The 24,503-nt window shown below is 58.5% G+C and carries 23 protein-coding genes; 21 read left to right on the forward strand and 2 right to left on the reverse strand.

What is annotated here, in order from left to right; genetic code table 11:
• Positions 1-3: 3 nt before the first annotated feature.
• Complete coding sequence (locus tag ACY8D3_RS03735) at positions 4-459, forward strand: protein YgfX (RefSeq protein WP_462381746.1); 456 nt, start codon at positions 4-6, stop codon at positions 457-459.
• Here ACY8D3_RS03735 and nadB read toward each other — a convergent pair.
• Complete coding sequence (nadB, locus tag ACY8D3_RS03740) at positions 428-2,041, reverse strand: L-aspartate oxidase (protein WP_462381748.1); 1,614 nt, start codon at positions 2,039-2,041, stop codon at positions 428-430. The two genes, ACY8D3_RS03735 and nadB, sit on opposite strands and share 32 nt — an antisense overlap.
• A 351-nt stretch (positions 2,042-2,392) precedes the next feature.
• On the opposite strand from nadB, the gene rpoE reads away from it, so the two are divergent.
• The 17 genes from rpoE (at position 2,393) to ACY8D3_RS03825 (ending at position 21,293) form a co-directional block, all read left to right on the forward strand.
• Positions 2,393-2,974 (forward strand): RNA polymerase sigma factor RpoE, encoded by a 582-nt coding sequence (rpoE, locus tag ACY8D3_RS03745; RefSeq protein WP_462381749.1) that lies wholly within the window; start codon positions 2,393-2,395, stop codon positions 2,972-2,974.
• 30 nt (positions 2,975-3,004) lie between these two features.
• Positions 3,005-3,571 carry a sigma-E factor negative regulatory protein gene (locus tag ACY8D3_RS03750; RefSeq protein WP_462381751.1) on the forward strand — a complete coding sequence of 189 codons (567 nt, stop codon included), beginning with the start codon at positions 3,005-3,007 and terminating at the stop codon, positions 3,569-3,571.
• 8 nt (positions 3,572-3,579) lie between these two features.
• Entirely contained in the window at positions 3,580-4,500 is a 921-nt protein-coding gene (locus tag ACY8D3_RS03755) for a MucB/RseB C-terminal domain-containing protein (protein ID WP_462381753.1), read from the forward strand.
• 337 nt (positions 4,501-4,837) lie between these two features.
• Positions 4,838-6,226, forward strand: a complete 1,389-nt coding sequence (locus ACY8D3_RS03760; RefSeq protein WP_462384228.1) for a DegQ family serine endoprotease — start codon at positions 4,838-4,840, stop codon at positions 6,224-6,226.
• Between the two features lie 141 nt (positions 6,227-6,367).
• Positions 6,368-8,167, forward strand: coding sequence for a translation elongation factor 4 (gene lepA, locus ACY8D3_RS03765; protein WP_462381755.1), 1,800 nt, complete (start codon positions 6,368-6,370; stop codon positions 8,165-8,167).
• Between the two features lie 5 nt (positions 8,168-8,172).
• Positions 8,173-9,027, forward strand: coding sequence for a signal peptidase I (gene lepB, locus ACY8D3_RS03770; RefSeq protein ID WP_462381757.1), 855 nt, complete (start codon positions 8,173-8,175; stop codon positions 9,025-9,027).
• Between the two features lie 74 nt (positions 9,028-9,101).
• Complete coding sequence (locus tag ACY8D3_RS03775) at positions 9,102-9,479, forward strand: DUF4845 domain-containing protein (RefSeq protein ID WP_462381759.1); 378 nt, start codon at positions 9,102-9,104, stop codon at positions 9,477-9,479.
• Positions 9,476-10,165 carry a ribonuclease III gene (rnc, locus tag ACY8D3_RS03780; RefSeq protein WP_462381761.1) on the forward strand — a complete coding sequence of 230 codons (690 nt, stop codon included), beginning with the start codon at positions 9,476-9,478 and terminating at the stop codon, positions 10,163-10,165. The genes ACY8D3_RS03775 and rnc overlap by 4 nt, the downstream gene beginning before the upstream one ends.
• Positions 10,158-11,063 carry a GTPase Era gene (gene era / locus ACY8D3_RS03785; RefSeq protein WP_462381763.1) on the forward strand — a complete coding sequence of 302 codons (906 nt, stop codon included), beginning with the start codon at positions 10,158-10,160 and terminating at the stop codon, positions 11,061-11,063. Before rnc ends, era begins: the two co-directional genes overlap by 8 nt.
• A gap of 126 nt (positions 11,064-11,189) precedes the next feature.
• Positions 11,190-11,873, forward strand: a complete 684-nt coding sequence (recO, locus tag ACY8D3_RS03790) for a DNA repair protein RecO (RefSeq protein WP_462381765.1) — start codon at positions 11,190-11,192, stop codon at positions 11,871-11,873.
• The gene (pdxJ, locus tag ACY8D3_RS03795) at positions 11,866-12,618 is read left to right on the forward strand and encodes a pyridoxine 5'-phosphate synthase (protein ID WP_462381767.1); all 753 of its coding nucleotides are present in this window, start codon (positions 11,866-11,868) and stop codon (positions 12,616-12,618) included. Before recO ends, pdxJ begins: the two co-directional genes overlap by 8 nt.
• A gap of 84 nt (positions 12,619-12,702) precedes the next feature.
• Positions 12,703-13,407, forward strand: coding sequence for a tellurite resistance TerB family protein (locus tag ACY8D3_RS03800; RefSeq protein WP_462381769.1), 705 nt, complete (start codon positions 12,703-12,705; stop codon positions 13,405-13,407).
• Between the two features lie 124 nt (positions 13,408-13,531).
• Positions 13,532-15,199: a GMC family oxidoreductase gene (locus tag ACY8D3_RS03805; RefSeq protein WP_462381771.1), complete on the forward strand. Its 1,668-nt coding sequence runs from the start codon at positions 13,532-13,534 to the stop codon at positions 15,197-15,199.
• 127 nt (positions 15,200-15,326) lie between these two features.
• Complete coding sequence (locus tag ACY8D3_RS03810; RefSeq protein WP_462381772.1) at positions 15,327-16,949, forward strand: MFS transporter; 1,623 nt, start codon at positions 15,327-15,329, stop codon at positions 16,947-16,949.
• 180 nt (positions 16,950-17,129) lie between these two features.
• Positions 17,130-18,225, forward strand: a protein-coding gene (gene prfB, locus ACY8D3_RS03815; protein ID WP_462381774.1) for a peptide chain release factor 2 whose coding sequence is annotated in 2 segments (ribosomal slippage) — positions 17,130-17,201 and positions 17,203-18,225 — 1,095 coding nt in all. Because the reading frame shifts where the segments join, the coding sequence is not laid out codon by codon here.
• A 159-nt stretch (positions 18,226-18,384) separates the two neighbouring features.
• A complete protein-coding gene (lysS, locus tag ACY8D3_RS03820; protein WP_462381776.1) occupies positions 18,385-19,887 on the forward strand; it encodes a lysine--tRNA ligase in 1,503 nt (500 codons plus the stop codon).
• A 110-nt stretch (positions 19,888-19,997) separates the two neighbouring features.
• The gene (locus ACY8D3_RS03825; RefSeq protein WP_462381778.1) at positions 19,998-21,293 is read left to right on the forward strand and encodes a flavohemoglobin expression-modulating QEGLA motif protein; all 1,296 of its coding nucleotides are present in this window, start codon (positions 19,998-20,000) and stop codon (positions 21,291-21,293) included.
• A gap of 93 nt (positions 21,294-21,386) precedes the next feature.
• Here ACY8D3_RS03825 and suhB read toward each other — a convergent pair whose 3' ends face one another.
• Positions 21,387-22,202, reverse strand: a complete 816-nt coding sequence (gene suhB / locus ACY8D3_RS03830) for a type III secretion system regulator SuhB (RefSeq protein WP_462381780.1) — start codon at positions 22,200-22,202, stop codon at positions 21,387-21,389.
• Positions 22,203-22,349: 147 nt separating this feature from the next.
• Here suhB and trmJ point away from each other — a divergent pair, with 147 nt between their 5' ends.
• The 3 genes from trmJ to iscR all read left to right on the forward strand — a co-directional run bounded on the left by trmJ (position 22,350) and on the right by iscR (position 24,498).
• Positions 22,350-23,123 carry a tRNA (cytosine(32)/uridine(32)-2'-O)-methyltransferase TrmJ gene (trmJ, locus tag ACY8D3_RS03835; RefSeq protein WP_462381782.1) on the forward strand — a complete coding sequence of 258 codons (774 nt, stop codon included), beginning with the start codon at positions 22,350-22,352 and terminating at the stop codon, positions 23,121-23,123.
• Positions 23,123-23,911: a serine O-acetyltransferase gene (gene cysE / locus ACY8D3_RS03840; RefSeq protein WP_462381784.1), complete on the forward strand. Its 789-nt coding sequence runs from the start codon at positions 23,123-23,125 to the stop codon at positions 23,909-23,911. Before trmJ ends, cysE begins: the two co-directional genes overlap by 1 nt.
• A 95-nt stretch (positions 23,912-24,006) precedes the next feature.
• Positions 24,007-24,498 (forward strand): Fe-S cluster assembly transcriptional regulator IscR, encoded by a 492-nt coding sequence (gene iscR / locus ACY8D3_RS03845; RefSeq protein WP_462381785.1) that lies wholly within the window; start codon positions 24,007-24,009, stop codon positions 24,496-24,498.
• Positions 24,499-24,503: the final 5 nt, after the last annotated feature.

Raw genomic sequence — 24,503 nt, forward strand, 5'->3', positions numbered from 1 at the left:
CACATGGACGTGGGGCGGATCGAACCGTTTGAATGCCACTGGCGGCCGTCGCGGGTACTGCTTTGGCTATATGGGCTCGTGCAGCTTGGCTGCGTGTTCTCATTAACCCTGTCCGATATTCCGATCTGGGCGTGCCTGTTCGGCCTTGCGGTGTGCGGCGTACACGCAAAGCGCACCCTGCGTCGCGACATCCTCCAGCGCTGTGATGCTGCAGTGACCGGCGTACGGCACGATGGGCAGGGGTGGCGGTTTCATTCCAGGGCAGGACAGTGGCGCGCGGCCCAGTTGCTTCCGACAAGCATCGCGTTGCCGTTCTGCATCGTGATCTGTTTCCGGCTTGTAGATGACCGCTTCGCTCGGGCGGTCGTTCTGCCACTGGATGCGCTCGCGCCTCGCAGTCATCGGCGCCTGCGGGTGCGATTGCGTTTCAGTCGGCAGCGGTGGGCGGTTCCAGAATAGTGTCCTCCGCGACTGGCAGGGTAGCGGGGTAGTCGAGTGTATAGTGGAGGCCTCGTGATTCCTGGCGTTGCAGCGCGCATCGAATGGTTAGGTCAGCCACAAGCGCAAGATTGCGCAGCTCGATCAGATCCCTGCTGACCTTGTAATTGCTATAGAACTCGTCAATCTCGTCCAACAGCAGGCGGATCCTGTTCTGGGCTCGCTGCAACCTTTTGGTCGTCCGCACGATACCCACGTAGTCCCACATGAAGCGCCGCAACTCGTCCCAATTGTGCGCGATGATGACGTCTTCGTCCGAGTCAGTCACTTGGCTTGCATCCCAATCAGGCAGGTTCGCGGGCATCAGCACATTCTGGTTCTCCTGAATATCGGCAGCAGCGGCTCTGCCGTAGACAAAGCACTCCAGTAGCGAATTGCTCGCCATTCGGTTTGCGCCGTGCAGGCCGGTGCAACTGGTTTCGCCAATGGCATACAGGCCGGGCACATCGGTGCGGCCATGCTCATCGACCATCACCCCTCCGCAGGTATAGTGCGCCGCTGGTACGACCGGGATGAGGTCTTTGGTGATATCGATGCCGAAGCTCAGGCAGCGCTCATGGACGGTAGGGAAGTGAGACCTGACGAAGTCGGCCGGACGGTGGGTAATATCGAGGTACACGAAGTCGACACCCAGACGTTTCATCTCATGGTCGATCGCGCGCGCCACGATGTCGCGAGGAGCAAGCTCACCGCGAGGGTCGAAGCGATCCATGAATCGCTCACCATTAGGAAGCCTCAGGTAGGCGCCTTCGCCTCGTAGCGCCTCGGTGATAAGGAAGCTTTTTGCCTGGGGATGATACAGGCAGGTTGGATGGAACTGGTTGAACTCCAGGTTCGCGACACGGCAACCTGCACGCCATGCCATGGCGATGCCGTCACCGGTATTCCCGTCGGGGTTGCTTGTATAAAGGTAGACTTTCGCTGCACCACCACAGGCGAGGATTGTGAAGCGTGCCGCGAATGTTTCCACCACTCCGGTTTCGCGATTCAGTACGTAGGCACCCAGACAGCGATCCCCATGCAAGCCAAGTTTGCGTTCGGTCAGCAGATCTACGGCAGCGTAGTGCTCGTGGATCTGGATATTCTCCCGGTCGAGGGCTTGCGCGTAGAGCGTTTGGAAAATCGCCGCACCTGTCGCGTCATCTGCATGAATGACGCGGCGATGGCTGTGGCCACCTTCTCGAGTAAGGTGGAATGCGCTCGTCCCTTCATCCTGATTCGAAGAAGGTGATCGCGTGAACGGCACGTGCTGCCCGATCAGCCAATCGATCGATGTGCGCCCGCTTTCTACAGTGAAACGCACAGCCCGCTCATTGCACAGCCCGCCGCCTGCTACAAGGGTGTCCTCGATATGTGATTCAACGCTGTCTGCCGGGTCCATTACAACGGCCACGCCGCCCTGCGCCCAATACGTTGAGCCATCAGCAGGCGAGCCCTTGGTGAGCATTGCAACGCGGAGGTTTTCCGGAAGCGAAAGGGCGGCGGTGAGCCCGGCGGCTCCGCTACCGATAATCAGAACGTCGTACGAATGCATGGGGTTCATGTAGGCTATTAGCCCTCATCTCTAGCGAAAGGCACCGAGGGTCGGCAGAATAGCGCCCCAGCCCACTGCCTGTCGCATCTGGAACCTTTCGAGCCACGGATAATCAATATCCGTTATGGCCCGGGTACCTAGCTCGGTGAACGTGATTCTTCCCGAGGTGTCATGGAGCGTCAGTTTTTGTAAAAAATTCAGCATCGACCTGACGATGTTCGTCAGGTCGAGTCGTGTAGTAAAGAGCTTCGTTTCGAAGCTTGCCTAGAGGGGAGAACTTTTGCGCAACTTCTTGGTCAATGTTGGCGAGTCGGTCCATTGGGTTGCGCAACACTCTCATCGGCTTAACGAGGAGTGTTCATGTTGACCCAGGAACAGGATCAGCAACTGGTTGAACGGGTACAGCGCGGTGACAAGCGCGCATTCGATTTGCTGGTAATGAAATACCAGCACAAGATCCTAGGTTTGATCGTGCGCTTCGTACATGACGCACAGGAAGCCCAGGACGTCGCTCAAGAAGCTTTCATCAAGGCTTACAGAGCGCTTGGCAATTTCCGCGGTGACAGTGCGTTTTATACGTGGCTGTATCGTATCGCCATCAATACGGCGAAGAATCATCTGGTGGCACGCGGCAGACGTCCGCCAGATAGCGATGTGAGTGCCGAGGACGCGGAGTTCTATGAGGGCGATCACGCTCTGAAGGACATCGAGTCTCCGGAACGATCCTTGCTGAGGGATGAGATCGAAGGTGCCGTGCACCGGACAATCCAGCAGCTGCCTGAGGATCTGCGTACGGCGTTGACCCTGCGTGAATTTGACGGCCTTAGCTATGAGGACATTGCGAGCGTCATGCAGTGTCCGGTAGGTACAGTGCGATCGCGCATATTCAGGGCGCGTGAAGCGATAGACAAGGCACTGCAGCCCCTGCTGCAGGAAACCTGAGACAGCGGCGACAGCCAAGAGAGGAAACACATGAGTCGTGAAGCCCTGCAGGAAACGCTGTCCGCGGTGATGGATAACGAAGCGGACGAATTGGAACTTCGCCGAGTGCTTGCCGCTAGTGGCGAGTCCGAAGTTCGTGACACGTGGGCACGTTATCAGATCGCTCGGGCAGCAATGCACAAGGATCTGCTGGTGCCCCGGCTCGACCTGGCTTCGGCAGTCTCCGCTGCCATCGCTGAGGAAGAGGCACCTGTTCAGGTCAAGCGCCGCCCTGCGGGTGGCCTGGCTCGCATTGCTGTGGCGGCTTCCGTCACCGTCGCTGTGCTTGCCGGTGTCAGCCTATACAACCAGGACGACGTTGGTACGCAGCAACTGGCCGCCCAGTCGACTCAGCCCGCGATCGAAGCGCCACAGGTCCAAGGGCCGGCCGTTCTGGCTGGTTACAAGGAAGGTGGTGCGCAGCCGGAGGTGACCGAGAAGTCGGGATCCAACTGGCAAGAGCAGCGTATGCCGGAATATATCCGTCAGCATGCTCAGCAGTCTGGCGCTGACAGTGCGTTGCCGTTTGCGCGTGAAGCTGGCGCAGAAAATCGCTAAGGAGGCGCATGCGCCGCTTCACCATTCCGCTATTGCTTCTTGGTATTGCAACCTCGCCAGTCCATGCGTCCGACGCGGAGGACTGGTTGGGTCGAATAGCTAAGGCGGAGCAGCATAGCTTCCAAGGCGTTTTTATCTACGAAAAAAGCGGCAGCTTTTCTAGCCATCAACTATGGCACCTTGCTCGCAACGGGCAGGCAAGCGAAAAGCTGCTTCAGCTCGACGGTCCACCAATCGAAACCATTAGAGTTGACGGTCAGCCGCAATGCGTCAGTGCCGGCTTCAGTGCGCCACTTGCGGCGACAGCTCTCGTAGGGAATGGGTTTGATGTAGAGCGTTTGAAGCGCTCCTACCATATGAAGGTGCTGGGTGAGTCCCGGGTGGCAGGGCGGCCTGCCCAAGTCGTTGGGCTGCTACCCAAGGATCAGCATCGCTATGGACTGGAAGTCCACATCGATACGGAGTTAGGCCTTCCTCTCAAGATGTTGCTCGTCAGTGATGGCGGCCAGTTGCTTGAGCGCTTCCAGTTCACACAACTGAGCTCGGAGGCGCCGTTAGCGTCATCGCTTGAGCCTGAGGGCGAATGCATCGCAGGTGCACGCAAAGCAAGTGCTGCTCAGGTTGAGACAAGCTGGCGTCCTGATTGGGTGCCAGCAGGTTTTGAGCCGCGCGTGGCGAGCCAGACGGGCGGAAACGGCGCAGTCGTTCTTAACTATGGGGACGGGTTGGCAAACTTCTCCATCTTCGTAGAGCCCGTGAGCGATCCGGCTGCTGGAGATGCGCGTAGCCAGGTTGGGCCGACATCTGTTGTTTCCAAGCGACTCAATACCGGCGAGACCGACTACATGGTGACGGTAGTGGGTGAAATTCCGCTTGGGACTGCTGAGCGCATAGCGCTTTCCACGACGTCGGAGCCGCCCAAAGGGTGAGACGTGAAGGGATGCATTCGCTGCGCGATGTGGCGGATGGCCCGTGAACTGTTCAATGCCTCTTGCGTGTGTACGGGCTTCTGGCGGATTTACACTATCTTTTCATTGTCTCTACCGTAGTCTGAGCTGCTTCGTAATAGGCTGTGTCGGTAAAGCGAGTGGGTTTGCTAGGCTCGTTCTCATATGCGGCAAGTTGCCCCTGTATTTGGCGCCAGCGGCGTAGGTCAGGGGGTATGTCGGCAATACGGCGGGCCGGCATGGCCTGTTTGCGGTTGTGCTAGTTATCGGGAGTGTTTTGATGAAGATGATCAAGTCTTGGTCTGCAGCGATTCTGGGGATGTGGCTCGTTGCCCAGGCGGCGGTGGCACAAGCGGTAGACCTGCCAGACTTCACTCAGTTGGTTGAGGATGCGTCACCTGCGGTCGTTAATATCAGTACGCGTCAGAAAGCCCCGGCCAACAGTGTTGGTCAGCTTTCCATTCCGGATCTGGAAGGCCTGCCTCCCATGTTTCGTGAATTCTTCGAGCGGAGCATTCCGCGCGGACCAGGTGGTCGTCAGCCCCAGCCGCAGCGGGAGGCTCAGTCACTGGGCTCCGGATTTATCATTTCTTCCGACGGCTACGTGCTAACGAACAACCATGTTGTGGCTGATGCCGATGAAATCATGGTTCGCTTGCCCGATCGCAGCGAATTAAAAGCCAAGCTGATCGGTGCGGATCGGCGAACAGACGTGGCGCTTCTGAAGGTTGAGGGCAAGAATCTGCCAACGGTCAAACTTGGTGATTCCAACTCGCTAAAAGTGGGTGCGTGGGTGCTTGCGATCGGTTCCCCGTTCGGTTTCGATCATTCAGTTACAACTGGCATTGTTAGTGCAAAGGGTCGAAGCTTGCCGAACGACAACTACGTTCCGTTCATTCAGACTGACGTGGCGATTAATCCTGGTAACTCAGGTGGTCCCCTGTTCAATCTCGACGGCGAAGTCGTAGGCATCAACTCTCAGATCTTTACCCGTTCTGGTGGCTTCATGGGCCTGTCTTTTGCCATTCCGATCGACGTGGCAATGAATGTGGCGGACCAGTTGAAAAAGACTGGTAAAGTCGACCGTGGTTGGTTGGGCGTCGTCATTCAAGAAGTCAACAAGGACCTCGCCGAGTCGTTCGGTCTGGATCGTCCAGCAGGTGCGCTCGTGGCGCAGGTGCTGGAGAACGGTCCTGCCGCGAAGGGCGGGCTGCGGGTTGGTGACGTCATTCTTAGCGTCAATGGCCAGCCGGTCGTCATGTCGGCGGACCTCCCGCACATGGTCGGTGCACTCAAGCCCGGCACCAAGATCGACCTGGAAGTGGCTCGCGACGGTTCACGACAGAAGATCAACCTTGCAGTCGGATCCATGCCTGCGGATGAGCAATCGGAGGCTGCGGCAGGTGCGCCGAACGCGACGCCGAAGAGCGATAATCGCTTGGGCGTGTCTGTTGCAGATTTGACAGCTGAGCAGAAAAAGAGCCTCGATCTGACGGGTGGCGTGGTCATCCGCGAGGTGCAAGGCGGCCCGGCAGCGATGATTGGCCTCCGTCCAGGCGACATCATTTCCCATCTCAACAATCAGTCCATCGACTCGGTGGCAACGTTCGAGAAGGTCGCGAAGGCATTGCCCACCAATCGCTCGGTATCGATGCGAGTGCTGCGAGAAGGCCGTGCGAGCTTCATCACCTTCAAGCTCGGCGAGTAGATCGCCTTCGGGAAAAAGGCAGCTTCGGCTGCCTTTTTTCATTCCGGCGCCTAACGTGGCGACCTGTTGGGGTATCAGGTACACTTTCGGGCTGTTTTTCGGCCCGGCAGTACTGGCCCTTACTTATTCGAGTGCTTCCTCGTGAGTGACCTGAGTCATATCCGTAATTTTTCGATCATCGCCCATATCGACCATGGCAAGTCGACCCTGGCGGATCGCTTCATCCAGATGTGTGGCGGCCTATCCGATCGCGAGATGGAGGCGCAGGTCCTCGATTCGATGGATCTTGAGCGCGAGCGCGGCATTACGATCAAGGCGCACAGCGTTACCCTGTACTACAAGGCACAGGATGGCCGTACGTATCAGCTGAACTTCATCGATACGCCTGGGCACGTTGACTTCACCTACGAAGTCAGCCGCTCGTTGGCTGCGTGTGAAGGCGCATTGCTGGTTGTGGACGCGGGGCAGGGGGTCGAAGCCCAGTCCGTTGCGAACTGCTATACCGCCATCGAGCAGGGGCTCGAGGTCATGCCGGTCCTCAATAAAATGGACCTTCCGCAGGCCGAGCCCGAACGCGTGAAGCAGGAGATCGAGCACATCATCGGTATTGACGCAACGGACGCCGTGCCGTGCAGCGCCAAGAGCGGATTGGGTGTTATCGACGTGCTTGAGCGTCTGGTCAAGGTCATTCCGGCTCCGGAAGGCGAGATCAACGCACCATTGCAGGCGCTGATCATCGATTCCTGGTTCGACAATTACCTCGGCGTGGTCTCGCTCGTACGCGTCAAGCATGGACGCATCAAGAAGGGCGACAAGGTCCTTGTGAAGTCTACCGGCAAGTTCCACCAAGTGGACGCTGTCGGCGTGTTCTCGCCCAAACACACTGAAACGGCGGATCTGAAGGCAGGTGAAGTAGGCTTCATCATCGCCGGAATCAAGGACATCCAGGGCGCCCCCGTGGGCGACACGCTGACGCTTTCCAGCACGCCAGACGTAGCCATGCTGCCAGGCTTCCAGCGTATCAAGCCGCAGGTCTACGCAGGCTTGTTCCCGGTAAGCTCCGACGACTTCGAAGACTTCCGCGATGCGCTGCAGAAATTGACGCTCAATGATGCCGCGCTGCAGTATGAGCCTGAGAGCTCCGACGCCTTGGGCTTTGGCTTTCGTATCGGCTTCCTCGGAATGCTCCACATGGAGATCATCCAGGAACGGCTGGAGCGTGAATACGATCTTGACCTCATCACGACTGCACCAACGGTTGTGTTCGAGATCGTGCTCAAGAGTGGCGAAGTCATTTATGTCGACAACCCGTCGAAGCTGCCAGACCTCGCGTCCATAGATGAAATGCGCGAGCCTATCGTGCGCGCGAACATTCTTGTGCCGCAGGAGCACCTCGGTAACGTCATCACACTGTGTATCGAGAAGCGTGGCGTACAGCGCGACATGCAATTCCTCAGTACGCAGGTCCAGGTCAGCTACGACCTGCCGATGAACGAAGTCGTTCTGGACTTCTTCGATCGCCTCAAGTCGGTTAGCCGTGGCTACGCGTCGCTTGACTACAGCTTCGACCGTTTCCAGACGGCTAATCTTGTTCGACTGGATGTGCTGATTAACGGCGAGAAGGTCGATGCGCTGGCATTGATCGTGCACCGTGACAAGGCGCACCACAAAGGTCGAGTCCTGACCGAGAAGATGAAAGAGCTGATTCCTCGTCAGATGTTCGATGTGGCCATACAGGCTGCCATTGGTGGGCAGATTGTGGCACGGACGACGGTCAAGGCGCTGCGCAAGAACGTTCTGGCCAAGTGCTACGGCGGCGACGTGAGCCGTAAGCGCAAGCTGCTGGAAAAACAGAAAGCAGGCAAAAAGCGTATGAAGCAGGTTGGCAGTGTGGAGATCCCACAAGAGGCCTTCCTCGCCGTGCTCAAGGTGGATAGCTAACCTCTATGTCGATCAATTTCCCGTTGCTGCTGGTCATTGCCGTTGCCGTCTGTGGTGCACTGGCGCTCCTGGATCTTCTGGTATTGGCACCGAGGCGTCGGTCTGCGATCGCGGCCTATAACGGCCGCGTCGATACGCCTGACCAGAGCGTCATTGACCAGCTGAACAAGGAGCCGCTGCTCGTCGAGTACGGCAAATCGTTCTTTCCAGTACTGGCCATCGTGTTGGTCCTTCGGTCGTTTCTGGTCGAACCTTTCCAAATTCCGTCCGGCTCAATGAAGCCGACGCTGGAGGTCGGCGACTTCATCCTCGTCAACAAGTTTGCCTACGGGATTCGCCTTCCGGTTGTCGACCTGAAAGTCATCGATATCGAAGACCCGAAGCGTGGCGATGTAATGGTATTCCGTTATCCCAGCGATCCGAATATCAACTACATCAAGCGCGTCGTCGGTCTACCAGGCGATACGGTTCGCTACACCTCTGACAAGCAACTGTTCGTCAACGGGCAGCCTGTGAGTCGTCAATTTTTGGGTGAAGAGCCCGGCACACTGGGGAGCGCTACGCTCTATCGAGAAAAGCTGGGCGAGGTTGAGCACCTGATTCGCCTGGAGATGCAGCGCTACCGTATGGAGCCGGGCGGCGAGTGGAAGGTCCCTGCTGACCACTACTTCATGATGGGTGACAACCGCGACAACTCCAACGACAGTCGCTTTTGGGAAGATCCAAGCATTCCCACAGAACTCCACGGAATGGTTCCGGATCGCAACATTGTCGGCAAGGCATTCGCGGTATGGATGAGTTGGCCGGATCCCAAATTTAGCCATCTACCAAACTTTTCCAGAGTCGGCCTCATTCATTGAGGCCGATGTTTCATGGGTAGTCCGTTCGGGCAGCCGACTCGGGCAGGGACGTAATGGCGCAGCGAGGACGAGCTATGAAGTGCGCAAAATCGGAACAGGGACTTTCTTTGCTGGGATGGCTGATGGCCTTGGCCATCGTTGCCTTCCTGGCCAGTACGGCATTCAAAATGGTGCCGCACTACATGGACTACATGGCCCTTGAGAAGATCATCAGTTCGGTCGAGACCGACCGTGCAGCCAATGTCACAACCGTTGGTGACTTCTACAATCATGTGAGCAAAGGCATGCAGGTCAACGGCATTCGTGATCTGAATGCCAAGGACATCCTGGATGTGAAGGTTGAGAACCAATCCTTCGTTGCTCATCTACAGTATGAAAAACGCGAGCCGATGATTCAGAACCTGGATCTGGTTGCCCGCTTCGACAAAGAGTTCCGCATCCGGATACCGTGAATACATCGTTGAATCGACTCGAGCGCAGGCTCGGCCATACGTTTGCCGATCCAGAACTGATGACGCTTGCGCTTACCCACCGTAGCTTTGCCGGGCGTAATAACGAGCGTCTGGAGTTTCTTGGCGACGCCGTACTTAATTTCGTAGCCGGCGAGGCGCTTTACGAGCGTTTCCCGCAAGCCCGTGAAGGGCAGCTGTCCCGGCTTCGCGCTCGCTTGGTAAAGGGTGAGACGCTCGCATTCCTGGCGCGTGGCTTCGAACTTGGGGATTACCTCCGACTGGGCTCTGGTGAACTCAAGAGTGGTGGTTTTCGACGTGAGTCGATCCTGGCAGATGCGCTTGAAGCGTTGATAGGCGCGATTTACCTCGACGCCGGGATGGACGTAGCACGAGAGCGTGTCCTGGATTGGTTGGCGACTGAGCTCGAAGGCCTGACGTTGGTCGATACGAACAAGGACCCGAAGACCCGGTTGCAGGAGCTGCTTCAATCACGGGCGTGTGAGCTGCCGCGGTACGAAGTCGTGGATATCCAGGGCGAACCGCACTGCCGTACTTTTTTCGTGGAGTGCGAGGTCAAATTGCTTAACGAGAAGACACAAGGGCACGGTGCAAGCCGCCGCATCGCCGAGCAGGTGGCTGCAGCCGCTGCGTTGGCCGCTTTGGGAGTAGGGAACGGCAATGAGTGAGCAGAAAGCAAGCATGCGCTGCGGGTATGTGGCGATCGTGGGCCGTCCGAATGTCGGCAAGTCGACATTGCTGAACCATATCCTTGGCCAAAAACTTGCGATCACGTCACGCAAGCCGCAAACGACCCGTCACAACATGCTCGGGATCAAGACCGAGGGTGACGTGCAGGCGGTTTACGTGGACACCCCTGGATTACACAAGAACAACGAGCGCGCACTCAATCGCTTCATGAACAAGACGGCGTCCTCGGCACTGAAAGATGTCGATGTGGTCGTTTTTGTCGTCGACCGTACCCGTTGGACCGATGAAGACCAGATGGTCCTCGATCGTCTCGAGCATGTGCGCTGTCCCATTCTCATCGCAGTCAACAAGTCCGACCGACTCGACGATAAGGGCGAGTTGCTGCCCCATCTGGACTGGCTGGCGCAACAGTTGCCGAGTGCTGAGATCGTTCCGATCTCAGCACTCCATGGCCAGAATCTAGACATTCTCGAAAGATTGGTCGGGGACCGCCTGCCTGAGAGCGAACATTTCTATCCTGAAGACCAGATCACCGATCGGTCCAGCCGCTTCCTCGCTGCCGAGCTCGTTCGGGAGAAGATCATGCGGCAGCTGGGAGCCGAGCTCCCTTATCAGATGACCGTCGAGATTGAGTCCTTCCAGCAGGAAGGCCGCGTGCTCCACATTCACGCGCTCATTCTTGTCGAGCGTGAGGGGCAGAAGAAGATCATCATTGGCGAGAAGGGTGAACGGATCAAGAGCATCGGCCAGAATGCCCGAAAGGACATGGAAGTACTGTTCGATTCCAAGGTGATGCTGAACCTTTGGGTCAAAGTGAAGAGCGGCTGGTCCGACGACGAGCGCGCGCTGCACTCACTCGGTTACCACGATCAGTAACACGCTTCGGGTCCATTCGGTTGGTATCGCCAGCCATGTCTGCACCGCCTTCGATGTTCACCGGATACGGTAGGCCGTCGAAGGGGTGGTCGATGGGGTACAAGGCTCTATCGGGCGGTCATCACAATGCTCACCTATGTTCTTCATAGCCGGCCTTACAAGGAAAGTAGTGCACTCGTCGATCTTTTTACAGTGCATGGGCGCTCCCGCGCCGTGCTGCGTAATGCGCGCGGTCGAAGTGGAAGCCTTGCCCGGCCCTTCGTGCCGCTGGACGTGGAGCTGCGTGGCAAAAGCGAACTGAAAAGCGTGGCGCGTCTAGAGCCTAATGGGATTCCCCACTTGCTCGCTGGAGAGGTGCTTTTCAGCGGGTTGTACCTCAATGAGTTGATCGTTCGCCTGCTGCCTTCCGACGACCCTCATCCCGGCTTGTTCGATCACTATGCGGCAACGCTGATGGCGCTGGCTGAAGCGCGTCCGTTACAGCCGCTGCTACGCGCTTTTGAATGGCGATTGCTCGATGACCTCGGCTACGGCTTCTCGCTAACAGAGGACGCGCTGGGCGAGCCGCTGGAGGCTTCCGGGCTTTACCGGTATCGTTCGGAAGGTGGCTTCGAACCGATCGCTGCGCTGGAGCCCGGGGCATTCAATGGGCGTGATCTGCTGTCCTTGGCTCATGCGGACTGGTCCGCCCCTGGCGCTTTGCTCGCGGCCAAGCGGTTAATGCGCCAAGCACTGGCGCCTCACCTGGGCGGCAAGCCACTCTTGAGCCGAGAACTGTTCATCCATCGAAAGGAAAACTCTCGTGACTGATCCCAATCGCGTCCTGCTAGGCGTCAACATAGATCACGTCGCCACGCTTCGGCAAGCCCGTGGCACGCGTTACCCGGATCCGCTCAAAGCGGCGCTGGACGCAGAGGAAGCGGGCGCGGACGGCATCACGCTACACCTGCGCGAGGACCGTCGGCATATCCAGGATCGCGACGTTCACCTGTTCAAGCAGGCCCTGCAGACCCGCATGAATTTCGAGATGGGTGTCACCGAGGAAATGCTCGCGCTGGCCGAATCGATCACGCCTGAGCATGTCTGTCTGGTGCCCGAAACGCGCCAGGAACTTACGACAGAGGGCGGGTTGGACGTCTCTGGACAGGCCGATCGTATCCGCCGAGCCGTTGAACGCCTATCAGGTGCCGGTTGTGAGGTTTCGCTCTTCATCGACGCCGACCCTCGTCAGATCGAAGCCGCGCTTGCCGTTGGCGCGCGTGCCATCGAGTTGCACACGGGTCGCTACGCTGATGCAGCCGATGACGCGACGCAGCAGGCCGAGCTGGAGCGAATACAAGCGGGCATCGAACTGGGTGTGTCGCATGGATTGATCGTCAACGCAGGCCATGGTTTGCATTACCACAACGTCGAGCCTATCGCCGCGCTCAAGGGCGTACATGAACTCAATATCGGCCATGCAATTGTTGCCCACGCTCTGTTCGTCGGCTTTCGGCAGGCGGTGAAGGAAATGAAACACCTCATTCTCGGTGCGGCGGCTCAACGCGCACGATAGGCGCAACATTTACGAAAACTGTTCCCGACCACGGGGCGACGCCACACGCTAGAGTCGAGGCTCCTGAACAGGTGGAGCGATTCGATGAATACGCGTGGCTTGCTCGATCAGCTATTGAAATCTGGTCAACAGATCCTTCAACAAAGGCAAACTGGCCAACCTGCGGATCCATCCGGGGGCGCCAGTACCGATTTTGTCGATCAACTGGGCGGTCTGCTTGGCGGATCAAAGGGCGCACTGGGCGGCGGTGCGCTCGCGATGCTTCTGGCCAGTAAGGGTGGACGTAAGTTGGGCGGCAAGGCACTCACCTACGGTGGCCTCGCGGCGCTGGGCACATTGGCCTACAAGGCGTACGGCAACTGGCAGGCCCAGCAGCAGGCGACAGGCGCGACGGTTGAGCCGAAGACGGTTGACCGATTGCCTGCCGCAGAGGCCGAGACTCACAGCCAGGCCATCCTTACCGCCCTTATTGCTGCAGCCAAAGCGGACGGGCACGTCGACACTCGCGAGCGTGAGCTGATCGAGCAGGAGTTTGCCAAGTTCTCGCCCGATGCGGGCCTCCAGCACTGGTTGGACGCAGAGCTGAACAAGCCACTGGACCCCGTCGAAGTCGCGCGCGCCGGTACGACGCCCGAAATGGCGTCCGAAATGTACCTCGCAAGCCTGCTTATGGTTGACGAAGAACAATTCATGGAGCGCGCCTATCTGGATGAGCTCGCCCGACAGCTCAAGTTGCCGGATGCGCTTAAAGCCGAGCTCGAGCGGCAGATGGACCAAGCGCCTGACTAAAGCGCGCTCGACTGCCGCTTCGATTGTGCATTTATGAGCAACTGGCAGGCAAAAATCCCGTGACGCTTTGCACGTTCTACGGACTAGTCTGAGTCGACCACAAGAAGAACGAGCGAGGCGTCCCATGCCCGAGGCAGTCGGTCCCTACGATTATGTGATAGTGGGTGCTGGCCCCGCCGGTTGCCTGATGGCCAACAGGCTCTCTGCCGACCCTGCCGTCCGCGTCCTGTTGCTCGAAGCCGGTGGTCACGACAACCTGCCATGGATTCATATCCCAGTCGGCTACCTGTTTTGTATTGGCAACCCTCGCACCGATTGGTGTTTCAAGACTGAAGCAGAGGCCGGCCTTGGCGGCCGCAGTATTGGCTACCCGCGAGGCCGCGTGCTTGGCGGCTCCTCATCCATAAACGGCATGATCTACATGCGCGGTCAGGCACGCGACTATGACCTGTGGGCGGAGCAGGGCAACGCTGGTTGGGGCTGGAAGGACATGCTTCCGCTATTCAAGCGCATGGAGGATCACTACGCCGGAGCGTCTGAGATTCATGGCGCGGGCGGGGAGTGGCGCGTTGAAAAGCAGCGCCTTCATTGGGATTTGCTTGACGCCTTCAGAGAGGCCGCCGGCCAAGCGGGCATCCCCGCCGTCGATGACTTCAATACGGGCGATAACGAAGGCTGCGGTTACTTCCAAGTGAACCAGCGAGGCGGCATTCGATGGAATGCAGCAAAGGCGTTTCTGAAGCCGGTACGCAACCGCCCGAACCTGACGATTCATAGCGATGTGGAAGTCGAGCGGCTTTTGCTGGGGAACGGTCGTGCGCAATCGGTTGTCGTTCGGCGCAAGGGGCAATCGTCGCTCGATACGCTATCGGCCCGGCGGGAAATAATCCTGTGTGCCGGAGCGATCGGTTCGCCAGCACTTTTGCAGCGTTCCGGTATTGGATCGCCTGCGCGGCTCGCATCGATCGGGATGGGTGTCGCACATACGCTCGAGGGTGTCGGTGCGAATCTGCAGGATCATCTGCAACTGCGGATGGTTTACAAAGTGACGGGCGTTCCGACCCTGAACCTGATGGCAGCCAGTCTGTTCGGCAAGCTCGGGATGGGTTGGCAGTACCTGCTTAGCCGCAGCGGGCCTTTAGCGATGGCGCCAAGCCAGCTCGGTGCCTTTGCGCGATCCGACCCTAGTCAGCTATCCGCGAACCTTGAATATCACGTACAGCCGTTGTCGCTGGAGCGTTTCGGTGAGCCGCTGCATCCCTTCGCCGCGTTCACGGCGTCGGTCTGCAATCTTCGGCCTGCCAGTCGCGGCAGAGTGGACATCCGCTCGACGGATCCGCGCGATCCGCCGTACATCCAGCCTAATTACCTTAGTGATCGAGAGGATTTGCGCGTCGCTGCCGACGCCATCCGACTGACACGCCGCATCGTTGCCGCGCCTGCACTCGCTGGCTACAAACCAGAAGAATATTTGCCAGGGTCAACTTATCAGACCGAAGAGGCGCTCCAGGAAGCAGCCGCCCGGATCGGGACGACCATCTTCCATCCCGCCGGTACCTGCCGGATGGGCAACGATGCGATGGCCGTTGTTGATTCGCGGTTGCAGGTGCATGGCATTCCGGGGCTGCGCGTGGCAGACGCGTCGATCATGCCGGAAATCGTGTCCGGCAATACCTGTTCGCCAACACTTGCGATTGCCGAAAAAGCCGCCGCACTCATCATCGAAGATGCGCGCGCTACACATACCGCTGGTGCGATAAGCACTGCCGCTTCACGCGCGCTCGCCTACTGACAGGCGAAACCGATTTCTACATAGGAGGCTACGCCGACCCATCACCCACACGCTTTGCGCTCCACGTCCAGCAGTCGCACAACAAAAACAAAAGCCACTGAGGCCTATTCAGGCCAGGAGAGCCAAGATGTCCGAGTACGCACCACCTGCGTCGATCCCTCATGCCGCACCCAGTCGCAGCGAAGAGCGGAAGGTGATATTCGCCTCGTCGCTGGGTACCGTTTTCGAATGGTATGACTTTTTCCTGTATGGCGCGCTCGCCGCCATCATCAGCCGTCAGTTCTTCGCTGGCGTTAACGAGACCACTGCATTCATCTTTGCACTCATGGCCTTTGCAGCTGGCTTCCTCGTTCGGCCTTTCGGCGCACTGGTGTTCGGCCGGCTTGGTGATCTGGTCGGCCGCAAGTACACCTTTCTAGTCACGATCATCCTCATGGGCGCCGCCACATTCGCGGTTGGCCTGCTGCCGAACTACGCCAGCATTGGCGTAGCCGCCCCCATCATACTGATCGTGTTGCGCCTGCTTCAGGGGCTGGCACTCGGTGGGGAATATGGCGGTGCGGCGACCTATGTGGCAGAACACGCGCCCCAGGGCAAGCGTGGTTTCCATACAAGCTGGATCCAGGCTACAGCGACGGCCGGTCTTCTGCTTTCCCTCCTTGTCATCCTCGTCTGCCGGCAGCTGACCGGTGATCAATTCGAGGTCTGGGGCTGGCGGCTACCATTCCTGCTTTCGATCTTCCTGCTTGGTATCTCGGTATGGATCCGGATGTCCATGCATGAGTCGCCCGCATTTCTGAGGATGAAGTCCGAAGGCAAGCAGGCCAAGTCGCCCATTCGCGAGTCTTTCACGAACTGGAGCAATTTGAAGGTCGTTCTGATCGCGTTGTTCAGCATCAATGCAGGGCAGGCCGTCACGTTCTACGCGGCGCACTTCTACGTCATGTTTTTCCTTACACAGACGCTGAAGATGGATGCCGCGGTGGCGAATAACCTACTCATCATCAGCGTTGTGATCGGCGCGCCTTTCTTCATATTCTTTGGCTGGCTATCCGACAAGATCGGGCGCAAGCCAATCCTGATGGCGGGGCTTCTGCTCGCAACGCTGACGTATTTCCCGCTGTTCAAAGCGCTCACGCACTATGCCAATCCAGAGATCTATCAGGCACGGCAAAGTGCGCCGATTACGGTGCAGGCCGACCCTGCTACCTGCACCTTCCAGTTCGATCCGGTAGGAAAGGCCACGTTCGATAGCCCGTGCGACAGGGTAAAGACACTACTCGTGAAGCGTGGCTTGCCCTATGAAACGGCCAGCGGCGCTGCGGGCAGCCAAGTTGTAGTGACGATCGGTGATCAGAAGATTACAGGCTTCGACCAAGCAGCGATCAATGCTGCGGCAACGCAGGCAGGCTATCCGGAAAAGGCCAACCCGGACAACGTCAACAAACCCATGGTCGTGGCAGTCATCGTTGCGCTCATCCTGATCGCGACGCTGTGCTACGGCCCGTTGGCAGCGCTCATGGTTGAGCTGTTTCCAACCCGGATTCGCTACACCTCTATGTCGCTGCCTTATCACATCGGCAATGGCTGGTTCGGCGGTTTGCTACCAACGGTTTCCTTCGCGTTGGTGGTGTATACGGGAGATATCTTCTACGGCTTGTGGTATCCAGTGCTGATCACCGCTGCCAGCCTCGTTGTCGGTTTGATCTTTCTGCCTGAAACGCGGCATCGAGACTTGAACGCGGATTGACGGCCCTCCATTCCGGGCCCAATGTTGGTAGTCGAACGGCGTCACGCGTCTTCGGCTATCAACGCGCGCTGGAATTTCCGGTTTCCCAGCCGTCCGGCTAGACGAGCCGGCTGCAACGTCAGGCCGCGGTGGCGTATACTCCCCAGCTTTTCGTTTGCTTGCCTGCGAGTGCCGCCCGCCATGGAAATCAATCCAATTCTGAACAGCATCAAGGACCTTTCCGAACGCACCCAGACTATTCGGGGGTATCTTTGACTACGATCACAAGAGTGATCGTCTGACCGAAGTCAATCGCGAGCTGGAAGATCCGGCTGTCTGGAACAATCCAGAGTACGCCCAGAACCTGGGGCGCGAGCGCGCTCAGCTCGCTGAGGTCGTCGAGACGCTTGATGAGCTGACTGGCGGATTTGCCGATTCCCGAGATTTGCTCGACATGGCTGCCGAAGAGAACGACGAAAGCGCCGTGAACGACGTAGCCGTTGAGGTGGAGCGTCTGCGGGCAATTCTCGAAAAGCTGGAATTCCGCCGCATGTTCGCCGGCGAGATGGATGCCAACAATGCCTATCTCGACATTCAGGCAGGCTCCGGAGGCACCGAGGCGCAGGACTGGGCGAACATGTTGTTGCGCATGTACCTGCGCTGGGCTGACAAGCGCGGTTTCGATGCCGAGATCGTCGAACTGTCCGAAGGCGAAGTCGCGGGCATCAAGAGCGCGTCGGTGCACATCAAGGGCGAATATGCCTTTGGCTGGCTGCGTACCGAGATCGGTGTGCACCGCCTGGTGCGCAAGAGCCCATTCGATTCGGGTAACCGCCGTCACACTTCATTCTGCGCGGTGTTCGCATCACCCGAAATCGACGACAACGTTGAGATCGAGATCAACCCGGCCGATCTGCGAATCGATACCTATCGGTCTTCGGGGGCAGGTGGTCAGCACGTAAACACCACTGATTCGGCGGTTCGAATTACCCACGTACCCACTAACACGGTCGTGCAGTGTCAGAACCAGCGCTCTCAGCATGCGAACCGCGATACGGCGATGAAGATGCTGCGGGCGAAGTTGTACGAGATGGAGATGATGAAGCGCAACGCTGCGGCGCAGGCGCTCGAAGATACCAAGTCGGATATCGGCTGGGGCCATCAAATCCGTTCGTATGTGCTCGATCAGTCGCGTATCAAGGACCTTCGCACGGGTGTCGAACGCAGTGATTGCGAGAAGGTACTCGACGGAGACATCGACGAGTATCTCGAGGCCAGCCTCAAGCAGGGACTCTAAGCTACTCCACCAAGGCAATGCCTGCTGGCCGCATCGACGGCCTGGCGTTCGCGTCAAGATGATGGGGATGCCGTTGGCAGGCACGCTGCATCAGCCCGTTCCGCGGCTGAGTAGAACCGTTTCAATAGGCAAATGAGCCAATCAGGAACCACCAGAACCATGAGCGAACAACCGCTGAACCCTAGTGCCCAACATGAGGAAGAAAACAAGCTGATCGCGCAGCGCAAGGAGAAACTTGCCGCTATCCGTGAGAAACAGCCGATTTCCTTCCCGAATGACTTCCGCCGCGACAGCCTGTGCGACGAACTGCAGAAACAGTACGCAGACAAGAGCAAGGAAGCGCTGGAGGCCGAGGGCGTCAAGGTCAAGGTGGCCGGGCGTATCATGCTCAACCGTGGTGCCTTTATGGTCATCCAGGACACCAGTGGCCGAATTCAAGTCTATGTCGACCGCAAGACGCTGCCAGCGGATACGCTGGAAGCCGTCAAATCCTGGGACCTGGGCGATATCATTGCAGCAGAGGGCACGCTGGCGCGCAGCGGCAAGGGCGATCTGTACGTCTACATGACGGACGTCCGCCTTCTCACCAAGTCGCTTCGCCCATTGCCGGACAAGCATCACGGCCTGACCGACACCGAGCAGCGCTACCGCCAGCGCTACGTCGACCTGATCGTCAACGACGAAACGCGCCAGACGTTCCGCGTTCGCTCTCAGGTAATTGCGCATGTCCGTCGGTTCCTGAATGAGCGTGGCTTCCTGGAAGTCGAGACGCCGATGCTGCAGACCATTCCGGGTGGCGCTGCGGCCAAGCCTTTCGAAACGCACCACAACGCACTTGATATGCCGATGTTCCTGCGTATTGCGCCTGAGCTCTACCTCAAGCGCCTCGTCGTGGGCGGGTTCGAGAAGGTCTTCGAGATCAACCGTAATTTCCGTAACGAAGGTGTGTCCACGCGGCACAATCCTGAATTCACCATGCTTGAGTTCTACCAGGCGTACGCGGATTACAAAGACAACATGGACCTGACAGAAGCCCTGTTCCGTGAGCTCGCGCAGGCCGTTTTGGGCACGACCGACGTTCCGTACCAAGGCAAGGTGTTCCATTTCGGTGAGCCGTTCGTACGCCTGTCCGTATTCGACTCGATCCTGAAGTACAACCCTGAGATCACGGCTGCCGATCTGAACGATGTGGACAAAGCGCGTGACATCGCCAAGAAGGCTGGCGCCAAGGTGCTCGGGCACGAGGGGCTGGGTAAGCTCCAGGTGATGATTTTCGAGGAGCTGGTCGAGCACAAGCTGGAGCAGCCTCACTTCATTACCCAGTATCCGTTCGAAGTGTCGCCGTTAGCGCGTCGCAATGACGAAGACCCCAGCGTCACTGACCGCTTCGAACTCTTCATCGGTGGTCGCGAGATCGCGAACGCCTATTCCGAGTTGAATGACGCGGAAGATCAGGCAGAGCGATTCCATCAGCAGGTCGCCGAGAAAGACGCCGGTGACGATGAGGCCATGCATTACGATGCCGATTTCGTTCGCGCGCTTGAATACGGCATGCCACCGACAGCAGGTGAAGGTATTGGAATCGATCGTCTGGTGATGCTGCTGACTGACTCTCCGTCTATTCGCGATGTCATCCTGTTCCCGCACATGCGGCCGGAATAATCGAGTCGACGAGACATGAGGCCGCCTTCGGGCGGCTTCTTCGTTTTTGCACGATGTTCTAGGGCCGCGGCCGGGCTAAGATAAGGCTGTCGCCCTGAGCCGAGGCTTGCATGAACGTCCACCAAAAGCTCGATGATTATCAGCTGACCGTCCGAGCGTTGTCGGATCGAATCGTTGAGGCGCAAACACCCATTCGCGTGCTCGATGCGATCAAGTGGGACGACGCTGTGAAGCAGGACTTCCTTGCAGCGGGAGGTAAAGTGCTGCCGGCGGTAGACCGCGCCTATTACAGCGCGCGACCGCTGGCCTTCGATGCGTCAGCCAAAAAGCAGGAATTCCAGAATATCGAGCGAGATATCACACGTCAGCTGGGGCAGTTCAATCCGGTTGGCCAGATCATGCGGCGGATGTGCCGCGAATACCGGATGGTCATCCGGATGCTCGAAGCCAGGGGGACGGATGATTTCGGGCTGATTTCCCAAGAGCTCTATGGTGCCGCTTCGGATGCGTTTCATGCAGGCGACCCAACCCTGGCGGACTTGGGGCTCATGCTATCCGACTACCTGAACAACATTGCCGACCGTGGTGACTTGCACGACGAGCCCAAGACACTTACCGCCAAGGATGCTGTTTCGCTGCTGCAGTCCCGGCTCGACCAGGTGTTCGGCGAAGGTGAAGGTGTCATTCGTGTGTTCGAGTCGGATGGCATTCTTGCAGACGCCGCCGCGGGTGCGGACTACATCAAGGTTCGAGCGGATGCCATGTTCAACGAGCGAGACGTGCGCGCCCTGGAAGTGCACGAGGGTCTGGTTCACGTCGGCACGACACTAAACGGTCAAAACCAGCCGATCTGCACTTTTCTCGCGAAGGGCCCGCCTTCCTCGACGGTAACGCAGGAAGGCCTGGCCATTCTCATGGAGGTCATTGCGTTCGCCTCTTACCCAACTCGCCTGCGCAAGCTCACCAACCGAACACGGGCGATTCACATGGCGGAGGAGGGTGCGGACTTCCTTGATGTCTTCGCCTTCTACCGTGAGCAGGGCTACGCGATGGAAGAGAGCTATACCAACGCAAGTCGCGTGTTTCGGGGGTCGACCCCGGACGGGCTGCCGTTCACCAAGGACCTGTCATATCTGAAGGGATTCATCCTCATCTACAACTACATCCAGTTGGCGGTGCGCAAAGGCAAGCTCGAGCAGATCCCGTTGCTCTTCTGCGGCAAGACGACGCTGGAGGACATGCGCACGCTGGGCAAGCTCGTAGAGGAAGGCCTGGTCGTGCCGCCGCGGTACCTGCCGACGCAATTCAAGGACTTGAACGCATTGTCAGCGTGGATGTGCTTTTCGAACTTCCTCAACCACCTGAGCCTGGAGCGGATCGAGGCGGATTACGCTAACATTCTTTGATCGACCACTCACGCCGCAACAAAAAGCCCGAGCCAGCGCTGCTGGGCTCGGGCTTTTTGTTGCGGGCGCCCTTAAAGCGCCGCGGCGGATGGTTTAGCGCTTGAGGCTGGGAGGCAGGTGTGGCTGGATGGCGGTCAGCACGGCCTTGAAGCACTTGGTGTTACCGGCGACGATATGGCCCTTATCCAGGTACTCATGGCTACCGGAGAAGTCGCTGACGAGACCGCCTGCTTCCTGAATCAGCAGGGCGCCCGCCGCCATGTCCCACTCGGACAGGCCAAACTCCCAGAATGCGTCGTAGCGACCCGCAGCCACGTAGGCAAGGTCGAGGCTGGCGGCACCGGCGCGGCGCAGGCCTGCTGTCTGGCCAACCAGGCTGCGGAACATGTTCAAGTAGTTATCCAGATGATCCATCTGCCCGTCACGGAACGGGAAGCCCGTACCTAGCAACGCGCCTTCGAGGCCCTTGCGGCTGCTGACGCGCAGGCGACGGCCATTGAGTGCGGCGCCACGGCCACGGCTAGCCGTGAATTCTTCCTGGCGAACGGGGTCCAGTACGACTGCGTGTTCGAGGCGGCCCTTGTACTTGCACGCGATGCTGACTGCAAAATGGGGCACGCCCCGAAGGAAGTTCGTCGTGCCATCGAGAGGGTCGATGATCCACTGGTAGTCGGCGCCTTCGCCGCTGCCCTCGATCATTCCGCCTTCCTCGCCGAGGATGCTATGGGTCGGGTAAGCCTTCTTGAGGACAGCGATTATCGCTTGTTCGGCGGCGCGATCGACTTCGCTGACGTAGTCCTTGGCTTCTTTCTCGTTCACCGAGATGACGTCCAGGCGTTCGATGGAGCGGAAGATCAATTCGCCAGCACTGCGCGCAGCGCGCAGCGCGATATTCAGCATAGGCTGCATGGGGACAATCACCTGGGTCGTTAAAGAAAGCCGGCCATATTAGCAGAAAGTACGACTTCACATAGAGCGCCGCGTGTCGCGCCTCGCGTTGAGCTCGTACGTTCTGTAACATTCCGATCCCTTGCGTACCGAACCAGAGGTCAGGCCTTGCTCGACAAGATTCGCGTGGTGCTCGTAAACACCAGCCATCCCGGGAATATTGGGGGAGCGGCTCGTGCGATGAAAAATATGGGGCTGTCGCGTCTCGTACTCGTGCAGCCCGAAGATTTCCCGAGTAGCGAAGCGGTTGCGCGCGCGTCCGGCGCGACCGATATCCTCGATGCCGCCATCGTCGTAGACACGCTTGAAGAGGCGCTTGTCGGGTGCAGTCTCGCTTTCGGAACGAGCGCGCGTGATCGACGCATTCCCTGGCCGCTGCTCGATCCAAGGGAAAGCGCAGGCGTGGCATTGGAGCAGGTCGGGCTTGGCGGGGAGGTCGCGCTGGTCTTCGGTCGCGAATATGCGGGGTTGACCAATGAGGAACTGCAGCGGTGCCAGTACCACGTGCATATCCCGTCGGACCCGACGTTCGGCTCGCTCAACCTGGCGGCGGCAGTGCAGGTGCTGACCTATGAGGTCCGCATGACCTGGCTGGCCGCCCAGGGCCAGCCAACGAAGATGAACAAGCTCGAGACGACTGCCATGCTCAACGCCGAGCTGTGCACAGTCGAAGAGATGGAGCTGTTCTATCAGCATTTAGAGCGCTCGTTGGTTACGATCGGCTTTCTCGATCCAGAAAAACCGCGTCATCTCATGGCGCGTCTTCGCCGGCTCTATGGTCGAAGCGCCGTGACGCGGCTTGAGATGAATATTCTGAGGGGAATCCTGACTGAGACCGAAAAGGCAGCGCGTGGCGATGCACATAAGCGGAGTGATGTTTGATGTTCGAGCGCATCCGAGAAGACGTACAAAGCGTATTTCACCGTGACCCCGCAGCGCGCAATACCTTCGAAGTCGTGACCTGCTACCCCGGTCTCCATGCGCTCTGGTTGCACCGGATCGCGCACCGGCTCTGGCGATCGGACTGGAAATGGATGGCTCGCTCGGTATCCAACTTCAGTCGATGGTTGACGGGTATCGAGATTCACCCCGGTGCCCGGATTGGACGCCGTTTCTTCATCGACCATGGTATGGGCGTTGTCATTGGCGAAACGGCGGAAATAGGCGATGACGTCACACTCTATCAGGGCGTGACGCTCGGCGGCACCAGTTGGAACAAGGGCAAGCGCCACCCGACGCTCGAGGATGGCGTCGTAGTAGGGGCGGGTGCCAAGGTCCTTGGGCCTTTTACTGTTGGGGCGGGCGCGAAGATTGGTTCCAACGCCGTTGTTACCAAGGCAGTGCCAGCGGGTGCGACTGCCGTGGGTATTCCAGGCCGCATCATCGTCAAAAGGGACGACGCAGCCGAAGAGAAGCGTCGCGTAATGGCTGAGAAGCTGGGGTTCGATGCTTATGGGGTAGGCCAGGACATGCCCGACCCGGTAGCGCGCGCGATTGGTCAGATCCTCGATCACCTCCAGGCTGTGGATGGCCGCCTCGAGGGGATGTGTGGTGCATTGAAGGCCATGGGTAGTGACTATTGTGCGAAAGACTTACCGACGCTCCCTGAAAGCGAATTCGCAACATCCGAGGATGCCGACACCCAGCGTGAGCATCAACCGCCAGCCTGAATGGATACTTGAGTAATTCAATCAGGTTTATAGTTGACCTAAATGGTCGGAAAAGCCCATAATCGCGGCTAAACAGCATTACCTGGTAGCCGCCCATGCGACTGACAACCAAAGGCCGTTATGCGGTCACCGCGATGCTCGACCTGGCGCTTCATGCGCGCAAGGGGCCGGTGTCGCTGGCCGATATCTCCGAGCGTCAGGGAATTTCCCTGTCGTACCTCGAGCAGCTTTTCGCCAAGCTTCGGCGTGGACAATTGGTCTCCAGCGTACGCGGTCCGGGCGGCGGTTATCAGCTTGCTCGGGGCATGCAGGACATCCAGGTGGTCCAGGTTATCGACGCCGTTAATGAGTCCGTCGATGCCACGCGTTGCCAGGGACACGGTGATTGCCATTCGGGTGACACCTGTCTGACGCACCATCTGTGGTGCGACTTGAGTCAACAGATTCATGACTTCCTTAGCGGTATCAGTCTGGCCGACCTGGTCGGGCGAAGAGAAGTTCAGGAAGTTGCCCAGCGTCAGGATCTGCGTCAGTGCGGATCGAAAGTACAACGACTGGATAAGATCGAAGCGTCTGCCGTGGAATGAGCGGG

It is taken from the genome of Pseudomonas sp. Marseille-QA0892 (assembly GCF_054950135.1).